The organism is Streptomyces sp. NPDC052701, from assembly GCF_040678355.1.
Lineage (GTDB): Bacteria > Actinomycetota > Actinomycetes > Streptomycetales > Streptomycetaceae > Streptomyces.
In genome coordinates this window covers 82,728-98,783 of sequence record NZ_JBFATO010000007.1, presented here as the reverse complement: position 1 = coordinate 98,783, position 16,056 = coordinate 82,728, and the positions used below count along the sequence as shown (strand labels likewise).

The 16,056-nt window shown below is 72.9% G+C and carries 12 protein-coding genes and 1 tRNA gene; 10 read left to right on the top strand and 3 right to left on the bottom strand.

Features of this window, described 5'->3' with window-relative positions:
- Window positions 1-42: 42 nt before the first annotated feature.
- Window positions 43-1,500: a penicillin-binding transpeptidase domain-containing protein gene (locus AB0L29_RS11415; RefSeq protein WP_365825780.1), complete on the bottom strand. Its 1,458-nt coding sequence runs from the start codon at window positions 1,498-1,500 to the stop codon at window positions 43-45.
- Between the two features lie 43 nt (window positions 1,501-1,543).
- Window positions 1,544-2,905 carry an FtsW/RodA/SpoVE family cell cycle protein gene (locus tag AB0L29_RS11410; protein ID WP_365825778.1) on the bottom strand — a complete coding sequence of 454 codons (1,362 nt, stop codon included), beginning with the start codon at window positions 2,903-2,905 and terminating at the stop codon, window positions 1,544-1,546.
- Window positions 2,906-3,264: 359 nt separating this feature from the next.
- Between AB0L29_RS11410 and AB0L29_RS11405 the strand changes: the two genes are divergently transcribed.
- From AB0L29_RS11405 to AB0L29_RS11395, 3 genes are all read left to right on the top strand, one after another.
- Window positions 3,265-4,068, top strand: coding sequence for a nuclease-related domain-containing protein (locus tag AB0L29_RS11405; RefSeq protein WP_365825776.1), 804 nt, complete (start codon window positions 3,265-3,267; stop codon window positions 4,066-4,068).
- A 231-nt stretch (window positions 4,069-4,299) separates the two neighbouring features.
- Complete coding sequence (locus AB0L29_RS11400) at window positions 4,300-5,280, top strand: Ku protein (protein ID WP_365825774.1); 981 nt, start codon at window positions 4,300-4,302, stop codon at window positions 5,278-5,280.
- 364 nt (window positions 5,281-5,644) lie between these two features.
- Window positions 5,645-5,926 (top strand): hypothetical protein, encoded by a 282-nt coding sequence (locus AB0L29_RS11395; protein WP_365825772.1) that lies wholly within the window; start codon window positions 5,645-5,647, stop codon window positions 5,924-5,926.
- A gap of 163 nt (window positions 5,927-6,089) precedes the next feature.
- Here the strand turns inward: AB0L29_RS11395 and AB0L29_RS11390 are convergent.
- A tRNA-Arg gene (locus tag AB0L29_RS11390) sits at window positions 6,090-6,161 on the bottom strand.
- A 183-nt stretch (window positions 6,162-6,344) separates the two neighbouring features.
- On the opposite strand from AB0L29_RS11390, the gene AB0L29_RS11385 reads away from it, so the two are divergent.
- The 7 genes from AB0L29_RS11385 to rho all read left to right on the top strand — a co-directional run bounded on the left by AB0L29_RS11385 (window position 6,345) and on the right by rho (window position 15,885).
- A complete protein-coding gene (locus AB0L29_RS11385; protein ID WP_365825770.1) occupies window positions 6,345-6,863 on the top strand; it encodes a response regulator in 519 nt (172 codons plus the stop codon).
- A gap of 204 nt (window positions 6,864-7,067) precedes the next feature.
- The gene (nrtL, locus tag AB0L29_RS11380) at window positions 7,068-8,207 is read left to right on the top strand and encodes an ArgS-related anticodon-binding protein NrtL (protein WP_365825768.1); all 1,140 of its coding nucleotides are present in this window, start codon (window positions 7,068-7,070) and stop codon (window positions 8,205-8,207) included.
- 26 nt (window positions 8,208-8,233) lie between these two features.
- A complete protein-coding gene (gene lysA, locus AB0L29_RS11375; RefSeq protein ID WP_365825766.1) occupies window positions 8,234-9,625 on the top strand; it encodes a diaminopimelate decarboxylase in 1,392 nt (463 codons plus the stop codon).
- Window positions 9,626-9,772: 147 nt separating this feature from the next.
- Window positions 9,773-11,065: a homoserine dehydrogenase gene (locus AB0L29_RS11370; RefSeq protein ID WP_365825764.1), complete on the top strand. Its 1,293-nt coding sequence runs from the start codon at window positions 9,773-9,775 to the stop codon at window positions 11,063-11,065.
- A 6-nt stretch (window positions 11,066-11,071) separates the two neighbouring features.
- Entirely contained in the window at window positions 11,072-12,130 is a 1,059-nt protein-coding gene (gene thrC / locus AB0L29_RS11365; protein ID WP_365825762.1) for a threonine synthase, read from the top strand.
- Between the two features lie 382 nt (window positions 12,131-12,512).
- Window positions 12,513-13,442: a homoserine kinase gene (thrB, locus tag AB0L29_RS11360; protein WP_365825760.1), complete on the top strand. Its 930-nt coding sequence runs from the start codon at window positions 12,513-12,515 to the stop codon at window positions 13,440-13,442.
- 406 nt (window positions 13,443-13,848) lie between these two features.
- The gene (rho, locus tag AB0L29_RS11355) at window positions 13,849-15,885 is read left to right on the top strand and encodes a transcription termination factor Rho (RefSeq protein WP_365825758.1); all 2,037 of its coding nucleotides are present in this window, start codon (window positions 13,849-13,851) and stop codon (window positions 15,883-15,885) included.
- Window positions 15,886-16,056 lie beyond the last annotated feature (171 nt).

Here is a 16,056-nt window from a genome sequence, read left to right as displayed (position 1 = left end):
CCGGACGGTAGGCCGGACCCCGCGCTCCGCGATACCCCCCTCTCAGGACCTGAGAACCGCCTCCATCACCGCCCGCGCGACCGGCGCCGCGTCCCCGCCGCCGCTGATCTCGCCCCGGTGCGCCTCCGCGTCCTCCACCACCACCGCGACCGCCACCTTCGGCTCCAGGTCGCCGTGGGCCCGCGCCCAGGAGACGAACCAGGCGTACGGCGTACCGGAGTTGCCGAGGCCGTGCTGGGCGGTGCCGGTCTTGCCGCCGACGACGGCGCCGCGGATCGCGGCGCGTGTGCCGGTGCCCCGCTCCACCACGTCCCGCATCAGCGCGCGCAGCTGCACGGCGGTCGACGGGTGCATCGCCTGCCGTGCCGGACCCGGCGCGGCGGCCGACAGGGTGCCGCCGCCCGCCCGCGTCGTCCGCTCCACCAGGTACGGCTGCCGCACCTGCCCGCCGTTGGCGACGGCCGCCGCGACCATCGCCATCTGCAACGGCGTGGCCCGCGTGTTGTACTGCCCGATCGAGGACAGCGCGAGCTGCGCCCGGTCCACCGAGGTGTCGAAGGTGGACCGCGCCACCGGGAACGGGACGCGCAGGTCCCCGTCGTTGAAGCCGAAGGCGTGCGCGGTGGCCGCCATGTCCGCCGCACCCGTCTCCACGCCCAGCTTGGCGAACACCGTGTTGCAGGAGAAGGCGAACGCGTCGCGCACGGAGGCGTCCGCGCAGCCCCGGGACCCGTTCGTCAGACTCGTCGTCGTCCCGGGCAGGGTGTACCGGTCGGGGGAGTCGGTCGGCGCGTCCAGGTCCGTGACCACGCCCGCGTCCAGCGCCGCCGCCGCGGTGACCACCTTGAACGTCGAACCCGGCGGATACGTCCGCGCCACCGCCCGGTTGAGCATCGGCCGGTCCGGATCGGCGTTCAGCCGCGCCCAGGCCCGCGCCACGTCCGGCCCGTTGCCGGACAGCTCCTGCGGGTCGTACGACGGGACCGACACCAGCGCCAGGATCCGGCCGGTCGACGGCTCCAGCGCCGCCACCGCGCCCTTGCGGCCGCTGAGCCCCTCGAACGCCGCCCGCTGCGCGGCCGGATGGATCGTGGTGACGACGTTCCCGCCCCGGCTCCGGGAGCGCGTGAAGTCGTTCCACAGCGGGAACGGCGTCAGCAGCGCGTCCGTGCCGGACAGCAGGCCGTCCGCGGCGTGCTCCAGGAGCGCCGTGCCGTACAGCTGCGAGGCGAAGCCGGTGACCGGCGCGTACAACGGGCCGTCGCGGTAGGTGCGTTCGTAGCGGAGCTGCTCACCGGTGTCGCGTGAGCCGGTGACGGGCCGGCCGCCGACCAGGATGTCGCCGCGCGGCTGCCCGTACCGGGCGATGTCCGGGCGGCGGTTGGCCGCGTTGCCCTCGTAGGACCGGGCCTGGAGGACCTGGACGCGCGCGGCGTTGCACAGCAGCGCCACCAGCAGCAGGGCGCAGAAGACGGCGGCGTGCCGGATGTGGCGGGTCAACGGGCCTCCCCGCGTCCGCGCGGGCGCCCGTCCCGCCCGCGGCTCATGGGGCGACCCGCCCGTCGTACTGCCGCCGGGCCGAGCCGCTCACGCGCACCAGCAGCGCCACGATCGCCCAGTTGGTCACCACCGACGAGCCGCCCTGCGCCAGGAACGGCATCGCCATGCCGGTCAGCGGGATCAGGCCGCTCACCCCGCCCGCGATCACGAACACCTGCAGCGCCACGATCGAGGCGAGCCCGACGGCCAGCAGCTGCCCGAAGGGGTCGCGGATCGCCAGGCCCGCCCGGTAGCCGCGCTCCACGAGCAGGCCGTACAGCAGGAAGACGGCGGACAGGCCCGCCAGGCCGAGCTCCTCGCCGGCCGTGGCCAGGATGAAGTCCGACTTCACGGCGAACCCGATGAGGACGGAGTGGCCGAGCCCGAGCCCCGTGCCGAGCATCCCGCCCTCGGCGAAGGCGAACAGGGACTGCGCGAGCTGGTTCGGGCCCTCGCCCGCCTCGATCGACGCGAACGGGTGCAGCCAGGTCTCGATCCTGCCGTGCACGTGCGGCTCCAGCCGGCCGACGGCGACCGCGCCCAGCGAGGCCAGCAGCAGGCCCACGGCGATCCAGCCGGTGCGGCCGGTGGCGACGTACAGCAGCACCACGAACAGGCCGAAGAACAGCAGCGAGGTGCCGAGGTCCCGCTCCAGGACCAGCACCCCCACGCTCACCAGCCAGACGGCGACGATCGGGCCGAGCACCCGGCCGGTGGGGAGCTGGAGCCACCCCAGGCGGCGGCCCGTGTAGGCGAGGGCGGTGCGGTTCGCCGCCAGGTACGCGGCGAAGAACACCGCCAGCAGCACCTTCGCGAACTCGCCCGGCTGGATGGAGAACCCGGCGACCCGGATCCAGATGCGGGCGCCGTTCACCGCCGGGAAGAGGATCGGCAGCGTGAGCAGGACGAGGGCGGCGGCGACACAGACGTACGCGTAGCGCTGGAGCACCCGGTGGTCGCGCAGCAGCAGCACGACCAGGATGAACAGGGCCACGCCCAGCGTCGACCAGACCAGCTGGGCCGGGGCCGCCCGGTCGCCCGGCGTCTCCAGGTCGAGCCGGTAGATCAGCACCAGGCCGAGCCCGTTGAGCAGCACCCCGATCGGCAGGAGGAGGGGGTCGGCGTACGGGGCCCGCAGGCGTACCGCGAGGTGCGCCAGGAGCGCGAGGACACCGAGCCCGGCGCCGTACCCGGCCGCGCCGGGCGGCACGGAGCCGGTCCTGGCGAGACCGACGGCGCAGTAGCCGTACACGGACAGCAGGACGGCCAGGACGATGAGGGCGAGTTCGACGCCACGGCGCCGGGGAGGGCGCGCGGCGGGCGCGGGCGGGTCCGCCGTCGCCAGGGTGATTCCGGCCTTGCTCATGCCCGGAACCTACCCAAATGATCTGCCTTGCGTGCTTCGGGTGGGCCGAGCGTGCTCCGTGTCCGGGACATCGGCATCGGCGGGGCGGGGCCGGGCTCCGGGGACCGGGCGCGTGACCGGCGCGGGGAAGGGGCCGCCCGGGGCCGTGAAGGGACCGCCCGTGACCGGCGATGACCGATGACCGATGACCGCGTGCATCCCGTTCGGGGGAAGTCTTTTTGCGCACCGGGTGGGCCGGCCGGCCCCGCGGGTCGTCCACGACGACACCCGCCCGCCCTCCCGCCCCGCCACCCTCGAAGGCGACTGGCTTCTTGCCCCGGAGCGCCCCGCCTGTTCCCATGGTCATGAGGTGATGGCGTATGAGCCGACTGCGCGTCGTACCGACCTGGCGGCACGGTCGGGAACGGCTCTACGTCTGCCTCCCGGACGGCAGGAACGTCGCCTGGTACGACCGTGAGGCGGCCCGGGTGAGCCTGCTCAGCGAGGACCGCGCGGACGACGTACTGGAAGCCCTGGGCCCCTTCATCACGGGCCGGGTGACCGTGGGCCCGCCCCCCGTGCCGACCCCCGCCGAGCTCGCCCGGCTCTCCCTCCACCCGGACGACGACCTGGCGCCCAACCGCCCCGGCGAGGCCCTCCTGATCGCCCTGGACCGCGACCCCGGCCCGGCCCACCGTCTCCGCCCCGACCCGCGCCGCCGGGCCCTGGAGGCGGAACAGGCGGTGGGGGAGGTCCTGGACCGCCTGGACGGCGCCGGCTGGCACGCCCTGCACTCCGTCCCGCTCCCCGGCGGCGACCGCATCCACCACCTGGTGATCGGCCCCGGCGGCCTGTTCGCCGTCCATGCCCTGTACGCCCGCAGACAGCGGGTCACGGTCGCCGGTCCGCTGATCACCCTGGGCCGCCGCGACCCCCTCCCGCTGCTGCGCCGCCTGCGCGCCGACGCCGACCGCGCCTCCTACGCCCTGACCGCCGAGGTCCACCCGGTCCTGGTGCCGGTGGGCGCGGCGGAACTGTCGGTCACCGCCGCCCCGCGCGGGGTCCGCGTCCTGGCGGACTCGGCCCTGACCGACCTGGCCCGCCTGGGCGGAGTGCTCAAGCCGGCCGACGTGGAGGCCCTGCACGCGATGGCGCGGGACCGGAACACGTGGGGGCGGGTGTGACCGCGAGCTGACCGCCGCAGCCGCCCCCTGGCGCGGCCGCCCCCGGAAGACGCCCCGGCACCACCCGGCCCCTCCCCGATTCGCGGAGCGCACCCTCCGCCCCACCGCTCCTCCGCCTCCACCGGAGGAGACATACGATGAGGTTCCTGACCAAAGCCGTATAAATCCTCCAGGCGACTCAATCGCTCAGGCGACCCAACGGTGATCACCGGACGCCCGGAAACCGGAAAGGTGCTGCACGTGAGATCCATATGGAACGGCGACATCTCGTTCGGCCTGGTCAGCATCCCGGTCAAGCTGGTGAACGCCACCGAGAACCACGCGGTCTCCTTCCGCCAGATCCACACGGAGGACGGCGGCCGCATCCGCCACCGAAAGTTCTGCGAACTGGAGGACCGCGAGATCAGCGGCGCGGAGGTCGGCAAGGGCTACGAGGACAGGGACGGCACGGTCATCCCGATCACCGACGAGGACCTGTCCCGTCTGCCGATCCCGACGGCCAAGACCATCGAGATCGTGGCCTTCGTCCCGGCGGACCGGATCGACCCCCTCCAGATGGAGACGCCGTACTACCTGGCGGCGAACGGCACCCCGGCCGCGAAGCCGTACACGCTCCTGCGCGAGGCCCTGAAACGCAGCAACAAGGCGGCGATCGCGAAGTACGCCCTGCGGGGCCGGGAACGCCTGGGCATGCTGCGCGTGGTCGACGGCGCCCTCACCCTGCACGGCCTCCTCTGGCCGGACGAGGTCCGCTCCCCCGAGGGCCTGGCCCCCGACACCGACGTCACGGTCCGCGCCAAGGAACTGGACCTGGCGGAGCTCCTGATGGACACCCTGGGCGAGATCGACCTGGAGGACCTCCACGACGAGTACCGCGAGGCCCTGGAGGAGGTCGTACGGGCGAAGGCGGCCGGCACGACCCTCCCGGAAACCCCGGGTCCCTCGCAGGACGGCCAGGTCCTGGACCTGACGGCGGCCCTGGAGAGGAGCGTACGGGCGGCCCGGGAACCACGCGGCGACAAGCCCCTCGCACAGGAGGCCGACGTCAGCCGCCTCCCCCGGCACGGGTCGACCCGGACGGCCCCGGACGAGGCCGACGGCGAGGAGCCGGCGTCCACGGCGGGAACGCCGGCGCCGGCGCAGGAGCCGACACCGGACACCGGGAAGAGGCCGTCCCCGAAGAGAACGACATCCCGCAAACGCTCGGCCTGACACGGGACAGGCCGCCCCGGAGCGGGCGAGGGCGACCCGCCGACACGCCGCCCATCGCTCCGCTCTCGGACCTCGGTGACGCCGCGATCGGCTCGCTGCGCCAAGTCCATCGACGGACGGCAGGAGATCGCCGACCGCAAGATCGAGGAGCTCTTGCCCGAGGACGAATGATCCCGCGCGGCGCTAGGCTTCGAGCCCCCGTACCCGCCCGGGGGCTTTTGACATTGAAGGGCTGACAGGAACCGGTGGCCGACTCCCTTTCTGCTCGCCCGCGGGCGACGAGCCGCTGGGCTTCCAGCACCTCGAAGTCTGGTTCCCCAGTCGTTTTCAAGAGCAGGTCGCACTTGTGGTCTTGGGAGATGTCATGAGCTTGCTTGCGGTCCTGGACGAAGCGGTGACCGCCCTCAAGGCTCCTCTGGAGGAGGACGACCGGGCGCAGGGCTGGACCGATGATCTCCGAAGGGAGGTGCAGGAGGAGATCTCGATCAATCGCTCGGTGCTGCGTCGCCACGGGATGGGCATGGTGCGGCACCTGCGTCCTCGCTTCGACGAGTGGATGGAACACGAGGGCGTGCAGCCCGGACGCCTCCGGGACCTGGTGGGCGACGTGCAGCGGTCGCTGGTGGAGGCTCGGGCCACGGCGTGAGAAACGCCCGCCGGCCTGGGCGTCCGTCGCCCGTTGCCAATACGTGAACACTCCACAGCCCCCGCCACACGCCCGCTCCGGACAGCACACGCCTGCACATACGCGAAGACCCCGGCCTCAGCGTTTCCGCTGGTGACGGGGTCTTTGGGCACCTAGTCCAAGGTGCCCCCGGCAGGATTCGAACCTGCGCACACGGCTCCGGAGGCCGTTGCTCTATCCCCTGAGCTACGGGGGCGTGTCGGTCGCGTTGCTCGCGGCGACGGGTAGAACACTACCAGCTCCGCCGGGGTGGTCATGAACGGGTTTCCGGCAGGTCGGCCCGGGCGGGTCGGGCCGGGGCGGCGGGTGTGGGTCCCCCGGGCGGGCGGAAGTGGGGAAAACCCGGACGCGGTGGCCGGTCCGGACCTACTCTCAAGTTGTGCCAGGCGCGTCGGGCCGGGTGCTTGTTGTGGACGACAACAAGGTCATCCGGCAGTTGATCAGGGTCAACCTCGAGCTGGAGGGCATCGAGGTCGTGACCGCGGCCGATGGTGCCGAGTGTCTGGAAGTCGTCCATCAGGTGCAGCCCGACGTGGTCACCCTGGACGTCGTCATGCCTCGGCTGGACGGGATCAGGGCCGCTGCGCGGCTGCGTGCCGATCCGCTCACCCGTGACCTTCCCCTCGCCATCATCAGTGCCTGTACGCAGTACGAGGTCGAGGCCGGTCTCGACGTCGGGGTCGACGCCTTCCTCGCCAAGCCCTTCGAGCCTGCCGAGCTCGTGCGTCTCGTACGGCAGCTGATGGGACGGAAGCGGGACCGGGGGAGTCGGGCGGAGGGTGAAGGGGGCACTCCCTCGTTCGAGGGAGGAACCTCGTCGTTCGAGGGGGACACCTCCTCCTTCGGAGGCGTCCTCGGGGTCGGGGAAGCCGAGCGGGCAGGCCGGGCCGGCAGTTGATCCACCGGCCGGGCGCCCGCTGGTCCACCGGCCGGGCACCCTCTGGCCCACCGGCTGAACACCCGCTGACCCACCGGCCGGGCGCCCACTGATCCACCAACCGGGCGCCCGTTGATCCACCATCGGGTGTCCGCCCGTCCACATCCCGGGACCCGGGGCAAACCGGCTCGCCCGCCCACCCCCCTCCTCCCCTACGCTTGTCCCGTGACCCCCGTCGAGCTCTCGCGCACCGTGCTGCACGCGGTGCGCCGTGCCGTCGACGACGGGGAACTGAGCGTGACGCTTCCCGAACGGGTCGTGGTCGCACCGCCCGGTCCCGGGGGATGCGGCGACTACGCCACCAACATCGCCCTCCAGCTCGCCCGGCCCGCCGGACAGCCGCCCCGCCGTGTCGCCGAGATCCTCCGTCCGCGCCTCGTCGGACTCGACGGCATCGCCGACGTCGTCGTCACCGGGCCCGGATTCCTCAACATCAGCCTGCGGGACGGTGCGCCCTCGGCCCTCGTGGCGGAGATCCTCCGGGACGGCCCGCGGTACGGGCACGTCGAGGACCGGTCCGCCGGGCAGGTCACCCGGTTGCACCATCCCCATGAGGTCCGGGCCGCCGTCCTCGCGGACGCCCTCGCCCGCATCCTCCGTTCCCAGGGCGCCCCGGTCCGCGTCACCCGCGACGCCCCGCCCGAGCCGGCGTGGCAGAGCGTGCTGGGCGTCCACGTCGACGGCCAGGGCTTCCCCGGGCCGTCGATCCCCGAGCCGTCGACCCGTGAGCAGTCGGCCCCTCGGCCGACCCCCGCGCAAGCCCCGCCCTCCGCGCAGGCCCCCGCCCCCGCCTCACTCACCCCCGTCACCCTCCGCCCCGTCCCCGCCCCCGCCGACCCTCTTCCCCTCGGCCGTGACGCCGCCCGCTGGGCGCTGCTCCACCCCGCCGCCCACGACCGGCCCCGGATCTGCGGTGACCACCTCGTGCAGCGCGAGAGCAATCCGCTCTTCCGCGTGCGCTACGCCCACGCCCGCACCCGGGCCCTGGTGCGCAACGCCGCCGACCTCGGCTTCGCCTCCGAGCCGGGGGAGGTGCGCGAGGACGTCGCGTCCCTCCTCGCCGTCCTCGCCGACCATCCCCGCGTCCTGGCCCGGGCGGCGGCGCACCGCGCCCCCGACCGTCTCGCCCGGCACCTCGTCGCCGTCGCCGACGCCGCGCTCCCCCTGCTCCCCGCCGTCCTGCCCCTCGGCGAGGAGAAACCCTCGGCCGCCCACCGCGCCCGGCTCGCCCTCGCCGAAGCCGCCGGGACGGTGCTGGCCGGCGGCCTGTCCCTGCTCGGCATCGACGCACCCGACCACCTCTGAGACGAGACACGGAGAGCGACCCAGACATGAGCCGTTCCGCACACCCCGCCGGGCCCCGTCACGCCGACGTCCTCCCCGAGGGGCACTACAGCGCCCCGCCCGCCGACCTCAACGCCCTCGACCCGAAGGTGTGGGCCCAGACGGTCAGCCGTGACGAGCACGGCGTCCTCAGCGTCGGCGGCATCCCCGTCACCCGGCTCGCCGAGGAGTTCGGCACCCCCGCCTACGTCCTCGACGAGACCGACTTCCGGGCGCGCGCCCGTGCCTGGCGGACCGCCTTCGGCGCCGACGCCGACGTCTTCTACGCCGGCAAGGCCTTCCTCTCCCGCGCCGTCGTGCGCTGGCTGCACGAGGAAGGGCTCAACCTCGACGTCTGCTCCGGCGGCGAGCTCGCCACCGCGCTGTCCGCCGGGATGCCCGCCGAGCGCATCGCCTTCCACGGCAACAACAAGTCCGCCGCGGAGATCGACCGGGCCGTGCGCGCCGGGGTCGGGCACATCGTCCTCGACTCCTTCCAGGAGATCGTGCGGGTGGCCCACATCGCGCAGTCCCTCGGCAAGCGGCAGAAGGTCCTCATCCGCGTGACCGTCGGCGTCGAGGCCCACACGCACGAGTTCATCGCCACGGCCCACGAGGACCAGAAGTTCGGCATCCCGCTCGCCGGCGGGCAGGCCGCCGAGGCGGTACGGCGTGCGCTGCAGCTCGACGGGCTGGAGCTCGTCGGCATCCACAGCCACATCGGGTCGCAGATCTTCGACATGTCCGGGTTCGAGGTCGCCGCGCACCGGGTGGTCGGGCTGCTGAGGGAGATCCGCGACGAGCACGGTGTCGAGCTGCCCGAGATCGACCTCGGCGGCGGCCTCGGCATCGCGTACACCAGCGACGACGATCCGCGCGAGCCGCACGAGATCGCCAAGGCGCTGACCGAGATCGTCGGCCGGGAGTGCGAGGCCGCCCGCCTGCGCACCCCCCGCATCTCCGTCGAGCCGGGACGCGCCATCGTCGGGCCCACCGCCTTCACGCTCTACGAGGTCGGCACGGTCAAGCCGCTCGACGGGCTGCGTACGTACGTCTCCGTCGACGGCGGCATGTCGGACAACATCCGCACCGCGCTGTACGACGCCGAGTACAGCGTCGCGCTGGTCTCCCGGGCCTCCGACGCCGAGCCGATGCTCTGCCGTGTCGTCGGCAAGCACTGCGAGAGCGGGGACATCGTGGTGCGCGACGCGTTCCTGCCGGGCGACCTGGCGCCCGGGGACCTGGTCGCCGTGCCGGCCACCGGGGCGTACTGCCGGTCCATGGCCAGCAACTACAACCACGTGCTGCGCCCGCCGGTCGTCGCCGTCCGGGACGGCGAGGCGCGCGTGATCGTGCGCCGGGAGACCGAGGAGGACCTCCTGCGTCTCGACGTCGGCTGAGGCCGGCGCCGCCGGGGCGGAAGATCTTCTGTCTCCCGCCCCCGTACAAATGAAATAAATGTCTCACGATCCGGACGAAGGGCAGAAACTCCGGTCCGGTGGGTGAGACTGGTTCCACCGCATACGGTATTGAGGAAACGAGGTCGGATGATGCGTACGCGTCCGCTGAAGGTGGCGCTGCTGGGCTGTGGAGTGGTCGGCTCAGAGGTGGCGCGCATCATGACGACGCACGCCGACGACCTCGCGGCCAGGATCGGGGCCCCCGTCGAGCTGGCGGGCGTGGCCGTACGGCGCCCCGGCAAGGTCCGTGCGGGCATCGACCCGGCCCTCGTCACCACCGACGCCACCGCCCTGGTCAAACGCGGCGACATCGACGTCGTGGTCGAGGTCATCGGCGGCATCGAACCCGCCCGTACGCTCATCACCACCGCCTTCGAGCACGGGGCGTCCGTCGTGTCCGCGAACAAGGCGCTGCTCGCCCAGGACGGGGCCGCCCTGCACGCCGCCGCCGAGGAGCACGGCCGGGACCTGTACTACGAGGCCGCCGTCGCCGGTGCCATCCCGCTGATCCGGCCGCTGCGCGAGTCCCTGGCCGGCGACAAGGTCAACCGGGTGCTCGGGATCGTCAACGGGACGACCAACTTCATCCTCGACAAGATGGACTCCACGGGCGCCGGATACCAGGAGGCGCTCGACGAGGCCACCGCCCTGGGGTACGCCGAGGCCGACCCGACCGCGGACGTCGAGGGGTTCGACGCCGCGGCCAAGGCGGCCATCCTCGCCGGGATCGCCTTCCACACGCGCGTGCGCCTGGACGACGTCTACCGCGAGGGCATGACCGAGGTCACCGCCGCCGACTTCGCCTCGGCCCGGGAGATGGGCTGCACCATCAAGCTGCTCGCCATCTGCGAGCGGGCCGAGGACGGGGCCTCCGTCACCGCGCGCGTGCACCCGGCCATGATCCCGCTCAGCCACCCGCTGGCCTCCGTCCACGGCGCGTACAACGCCGTCTTCGTCGAGTCGGACGCCTCCGGGCAGCTCATGTTCTACGGGCCGGGCGCGGGCGGTGCCCCGACCGCCTCCGCCGTGCTCGGCGACCTGGTCGCCGTCTGCCGCAACCGGCTCAGCGACGCGACCGGGCCGGGCGAGTCCGCGTACGCCGCGCTGCCCGTCTCGCCGATGGGCGAGGTCGTCACGCGCTACCACATCAGCCTCGACGTGGCCGACAAACCGGGTGTGCTCGCCCAGGTCGCGACCGTCTTCGCCGAGCACGGTGTCTCGATCGACACGGTGCGCCAGCAGGGGAAGGACGGCGAGGCCTCCCTCGTCGTCGTCACCCACCGTGCGTCCGACGCGGCCCTCGGCGGGACCGTCGAGGCGTTGCGCAAGCTCGACACCGTGCGCGGTGTCGCCAGCATCATGCGGGTTGAAGGAGAGTAACCAGCAATGACCCACCAGTGGCGCGGAATCATCGAGGAGTACCGGGACCGGCTGCCGGTATCGGACACCACGCCGGTCGTGACGCTCCGCGAGGGCGGCACGCCCCTCGTGCCCGCGCAGGTGCTCTCCGAGCGCACGGGCTGTGAGGTCCACCTCAAGGTCGAGGGCGCGAACCCCACCGGGTCCTTCAAGGACCGCGGCATGACCATGGCCATCTCCAAGGCCAAGGAGGAGGGGGCGAAGGCCGTCATCTGCGCCTCCACCGGCAACACCTCCGCCTCCGCCGCCGCGTACGCGGTGCGTGCGGGCATGGTGTCCGCCGTGCTCGTGCCGCAGGGCAAGATCGCGCTCGGCAAGATGGGCCAGGCCCTGGTGCACGGCGCGAAGATCCTCCAGGTCGACGGCAACTTCGACGACTGCCTCACCCTCGCGCGCGGCCTGAGCGAGAACTACCCCGTGGCGCTGGTGAATTCGGTCAACCCGGTGCGCATCGAGGGGCAGAAGACGGCCGCCTTCGAGATCGTGGACATGCTCGGCGACGCGCCCGACATCCACGTGCTGCCGGTCGGCAACGCCGGGAACATCACGGCCTATTGGAAGGGCTACCGGGAGTACGCCGGTGACGGCGTCGCCACCAGGACCCCGCGCATGTGGGGTTTCCAGGCCTCCGGCAGCGCCCCGATCGTGCGCGGCGAGGTGGTCAAGGACCCGTCGACCATCGCCACCGCCATCCGCATCGGCAACCCCGCGTCCTGGCAGTACGCCCTGGCCGCCCGGGACGAGTCCGGCGGTCTCGTCGACGAGGTGACGGACCGTGAGATCCTGCGGGCCTACCGGTTGTTGGCCGCGAAGGAGGGCGTCTTCGTCGAGCCCGCGTCCGCCGCGTCCGTCGCCGGTCTGCTGAAGGCCGCCGAGCAGGGCAAGGTCGACCCGGGGCAGCGCATCGTGTGCACGGTCACCGGCAACGGCCTGAAGGACCCGGACTGGGCCGTCGCCGGCGCCCCGCAGCCGGTCACCGTGCCCGTCGACGCGGCCGCGGCGGCCGAGCGCCTCGGACTGGCGTAGCCCGCGGCCCGGAGGGGCCCGTCCCGCCACCGCCCGCGCACCGGCGCCCGCGGTGGCGGGGCCCGCGCCACCAGCGCCGGGGCACCGCGCGCCACGGCCCGGCGTAAGACGACGCCCGCCCGGGGAAGTTCCCTACGATGGGTGCACAGGGGGCTTGCGACACGCATCGTGCGCCTTCTGTGCGCCCTATGTCGCCACAGAACCTTCCTTCGATAGGCTGTACCGAACCCGCCCGCCGCATATGCCCTCGCATATGGCGCGTGCCGCGCCGTCTCCGCGGCCCGGACAGCGGCCGGCCCCCGGCCGGCAGCGGCCCTCGGGGTTCTCGTACGTCATCGAATGTCGTTCGACCACCACGCAGCTCAAGGAGAGTCATCGAGCGATGGCCGGTCCAGCGTTCCGCGCCGCCGCCGTCCGGGTGCGCGTCCCCGCCACCAGCGCCAACCTCGGGCCGGGCTTCGACGCCCTCGGTCTCGCGCTGGGGCTGTACGACGACGTGGTCGTCCGGGTGGCCGACTCCGGGCTGCACATCGACATCGCGGGCGAGGGCAGCGAGACTCTCCCACGCGACGAGCGTCATCTTCTTGTGCGCTCCCTGCGTACTGCCTTCGATGTGCTGGGCGGGCAGCCGCGTGGCCTGGAAATCGTCTGCGCCAACCGCATTCCGCACGGCCGGGGCCTGGGCTCCTCCTCGGCCGCCATCTGCGCCGGCATCGTCGCCGCCCGCGCCGTGACCATAGGCGCCGAGGCCAAGCTCGACGACATCGCGCTGCTGGAGCTCGCCACCGAGATCGAGGGCCACCCCGACAACGTCGCGGCCTGCCTGCTGGGCGGCTTCACGCTCTCCTGGATGGAGGGCGGCGGCGCGCGGGCGATCAGGATGGAGCCGGCCGATTCCATCGTTCCGGTGGTTTTCGTGCCCGCGAAGCCGGTTCTGACCGAGACCGCCCGCGGCCTGCTGCCGCGCACCGTGCCGCACGTCGACGCCGCGGCCAACGCCGGCCGCGCCGCACTGCTCGTCGAGGCCCTGACCAGGCGCCCCGAACTGCTGCTGCCCGCCACCGAGGACCGCCTCCACCAGGACTACCGGGCCCCCGCCATGCCCGAGAGCGCGGCGCTGGTGGAGCGGCTGCGGGCCGACGGCGTCCCCGCGGTGATCTCCGGCGCCGGCCCCACGGTCATGGCGCTCGCCGACGCGGGCACCGCCGACAAGGTCGAGGCGCTGGCGGGCGCGGACTGGGCCGCGAACCGGCTGGGCCTCGATCTGCAGGGCGCGAGCGTGCTGCCGCTCGCCACCCTGGACACCGCCTGACACGGTTGCCGGATTTCGAGAGGGGGAATGTTTGTTGGATCCGGTAGTGTTAATCTCAAGTCTGCACCCGACCCCACCATGGCGAGGTGCCTCGTGTCCCCGTCCGGGACAGACATTCTTCCGGGAGCCCCCCAAGCCGCACTGTGTTCCGTACGTCGTACGCAGGCCGTACGCCGTGCACGAACACTGAACGGCCCGACGGGCACGCTCCGGAACCGGTGCGACCACGCCGCGTGACACAGACACTGGGTGCCACGGCTCAAGGAAGCGCCATCACCAGATATCTCTTCCGCCGTTCAGGCGGACCACCGCCCCGGCGCGGTCCACACAGCAAGGACCGAAGCCGGACAGCACAACCGGTCGCCGAGCCAGACAGGCCGACGTCCGCTCCAGGGAAGGACCCTTCGTGAGCGACACCACCGATCTGATGGGCGCACGTGTCGAGGAGACCGCTGCCGCGCCCGCCACGGACGCCTCCGCGCCTGCCACCGGTGCCGGCTCCCGGCGGCGCCGCGGTACCGGCCTCGAGGGCATGGTGCTGGCCGAGCTGCAGCAGGTCGCATCCGGCCTCGGCATCAGGGGCACCGCGCGCATGCGCAAGAGCCAGCTGATCGAGGTCATCAAGGAGGCGCAGGCGGCCGGCGGCGCCGCCCCGGCCAAGGCCGAGGCCCCCGCCGAGACCAAGCCCAAGCGCCGCGCCACCTCGCGGACCCGTACGGGTGACAGCGCCGAGAAGGCCGAGAAGCAGGCGGACGCCAGGACCGAGGCCCCGGCCGAGAAGGCCGTGGCCCAGCAGCAGATCGAGATCCCGGGCCAGCCCTCTCCCAAGGCCTCGGCCTCGCCCGACCAGCAGGGCGCCCCCGCCGGCGAGGACGCCCCCGCCGAGCGCCGTCGCCGCCGCGCCACCGCCGAGGCCGGCGCCCCGTCCGCCGCGCCCGAGACGATCGCCGCCGAGGCGAAGGGCGAACCGAAGGCCGAGACGTCCGCGCAGTCCCAGCAGCAGTCCCAGAACGACACCAGGGGCGAGGGCGGCGAGGGCGGCGAGGGCCGCCGCCGCGACCGCCGTGAGCGCGGCCGTGACCGCGACCGGGACCGCGACCGCCGCAAGGGCGACGACCAGCAGGGCGGCCAGCGCGGCCAGCAGCAGAACCAGCAGCAGGGCGGCGGCCGTCAGGACCGTCAGCAGGACGACGGCTACGACGACGAGGCGGGCGGCCGCCGTGGCCGCCGCGGCCGCTACCGCGACCGCCGTGGCCGCCGCGGCCGCGACGACATCGCCCCCGAGCCGCAGATCGCCGAGGACGACGTCCTGATCCCCGTCGCGGGCATCCTCGACATCCTCGACAACTACGCCTTCATCCGCACCTCCGGCTACCTGCCGGGTCCGAACGACGTGTACGTCTCCCTCGCCCAGGTCCGCAAGAACGGCCTGCGCAAGGGCGACCACATCACCGGTGCGGTCCGCCAGCCCAAGGAGGGCGAGCGGCGCGAGAAGTTCAACGCGCTGGTACGCCTGGACTCCGTCAACGGCATGGCGCCCGAACACGGCCGCGGCCGCCCGGAGTTCAACAAGCTCACCCCGCTGTACCCGCAGGACCGCCTCCGCCTGGAGACGGACCCGGGCGTGCTGACGACCCGCATCATCGACCTGGTCTCGCCGATCGGCAAGGGCCAGCGCGGTCTGATCGTGGCCCCGCCGAAGACCGGCAAGACCATGATCATGCAGGCCATCGCCAACGCGATCACGCACAACAACCCCGAGTGCCACCTGATGGTCGTCCTGGTCGACGAGCGTCCGGAAGAGGTCACCGACATGCAGCGGTCGGTCAAGGGCGAGGTCATCTCCTCGACCTTCGACCGCCCCGCCGAGGACCACACCACGGTCGCCGAGCTCGCCATCGAGCGCGCCAAGCGGCTGGTGGAGCTGGGCCACGACGTGGTCGTGCTGCTCGACTCCATCACGCGTCTGGGCCGTGCGTACAACCTCGCCGCCCCGGCCTCCGGCCGCATCCTGTCCGGTGGTGTCGACTCGACCGCCCTGTACCCGCCGAAGCGCTTCTTCGGTGCCGCGCGCAACATCGAGGACGGCGGCTCGCTCACCATCCTGGCCACGGCTCTCGTCGACACCGGCTCCCGCATGGACGAGGTGATCTTCGAGGAGTTCAAGGGCACCGGCAACATGGAGCTCAAGCTCGACCGGAAGCTCGCCGACAAGCGCATCTTCCCGGCGGTGGACGTGGACGCGTCCGGCACCCGCAAGGAGGAGATCCTGCTCGGCGCCGAGGAGCTGGGCATCGTCTGGAAGCTGCGCCGGGTGCTGCACGCGCTCGACCAGCAGCAGGCGATCGAGCTGCTGCTCGACAAGATGAAGCAGACCAAGTCGAACGTCGAGTTCCTGATGCAGATCCAGAAGACGACGCCGGCGCCCGGCAACGGCGACTAGCCGACCGGGTTCGCGGGGCGCGACGCGGCTGCGGCTGCGTCGCGCCCACGCGGCGGAGCCGCGCATCGGCACGGCTCCGCGCCCCCGGGACGAAAGGCCGTTCCCCGTCACCCTGTGACGGGGAACGGCCTTTCGGCGCAGAGGGGAAGGGGCGCACCAGGCGCCCCTTCC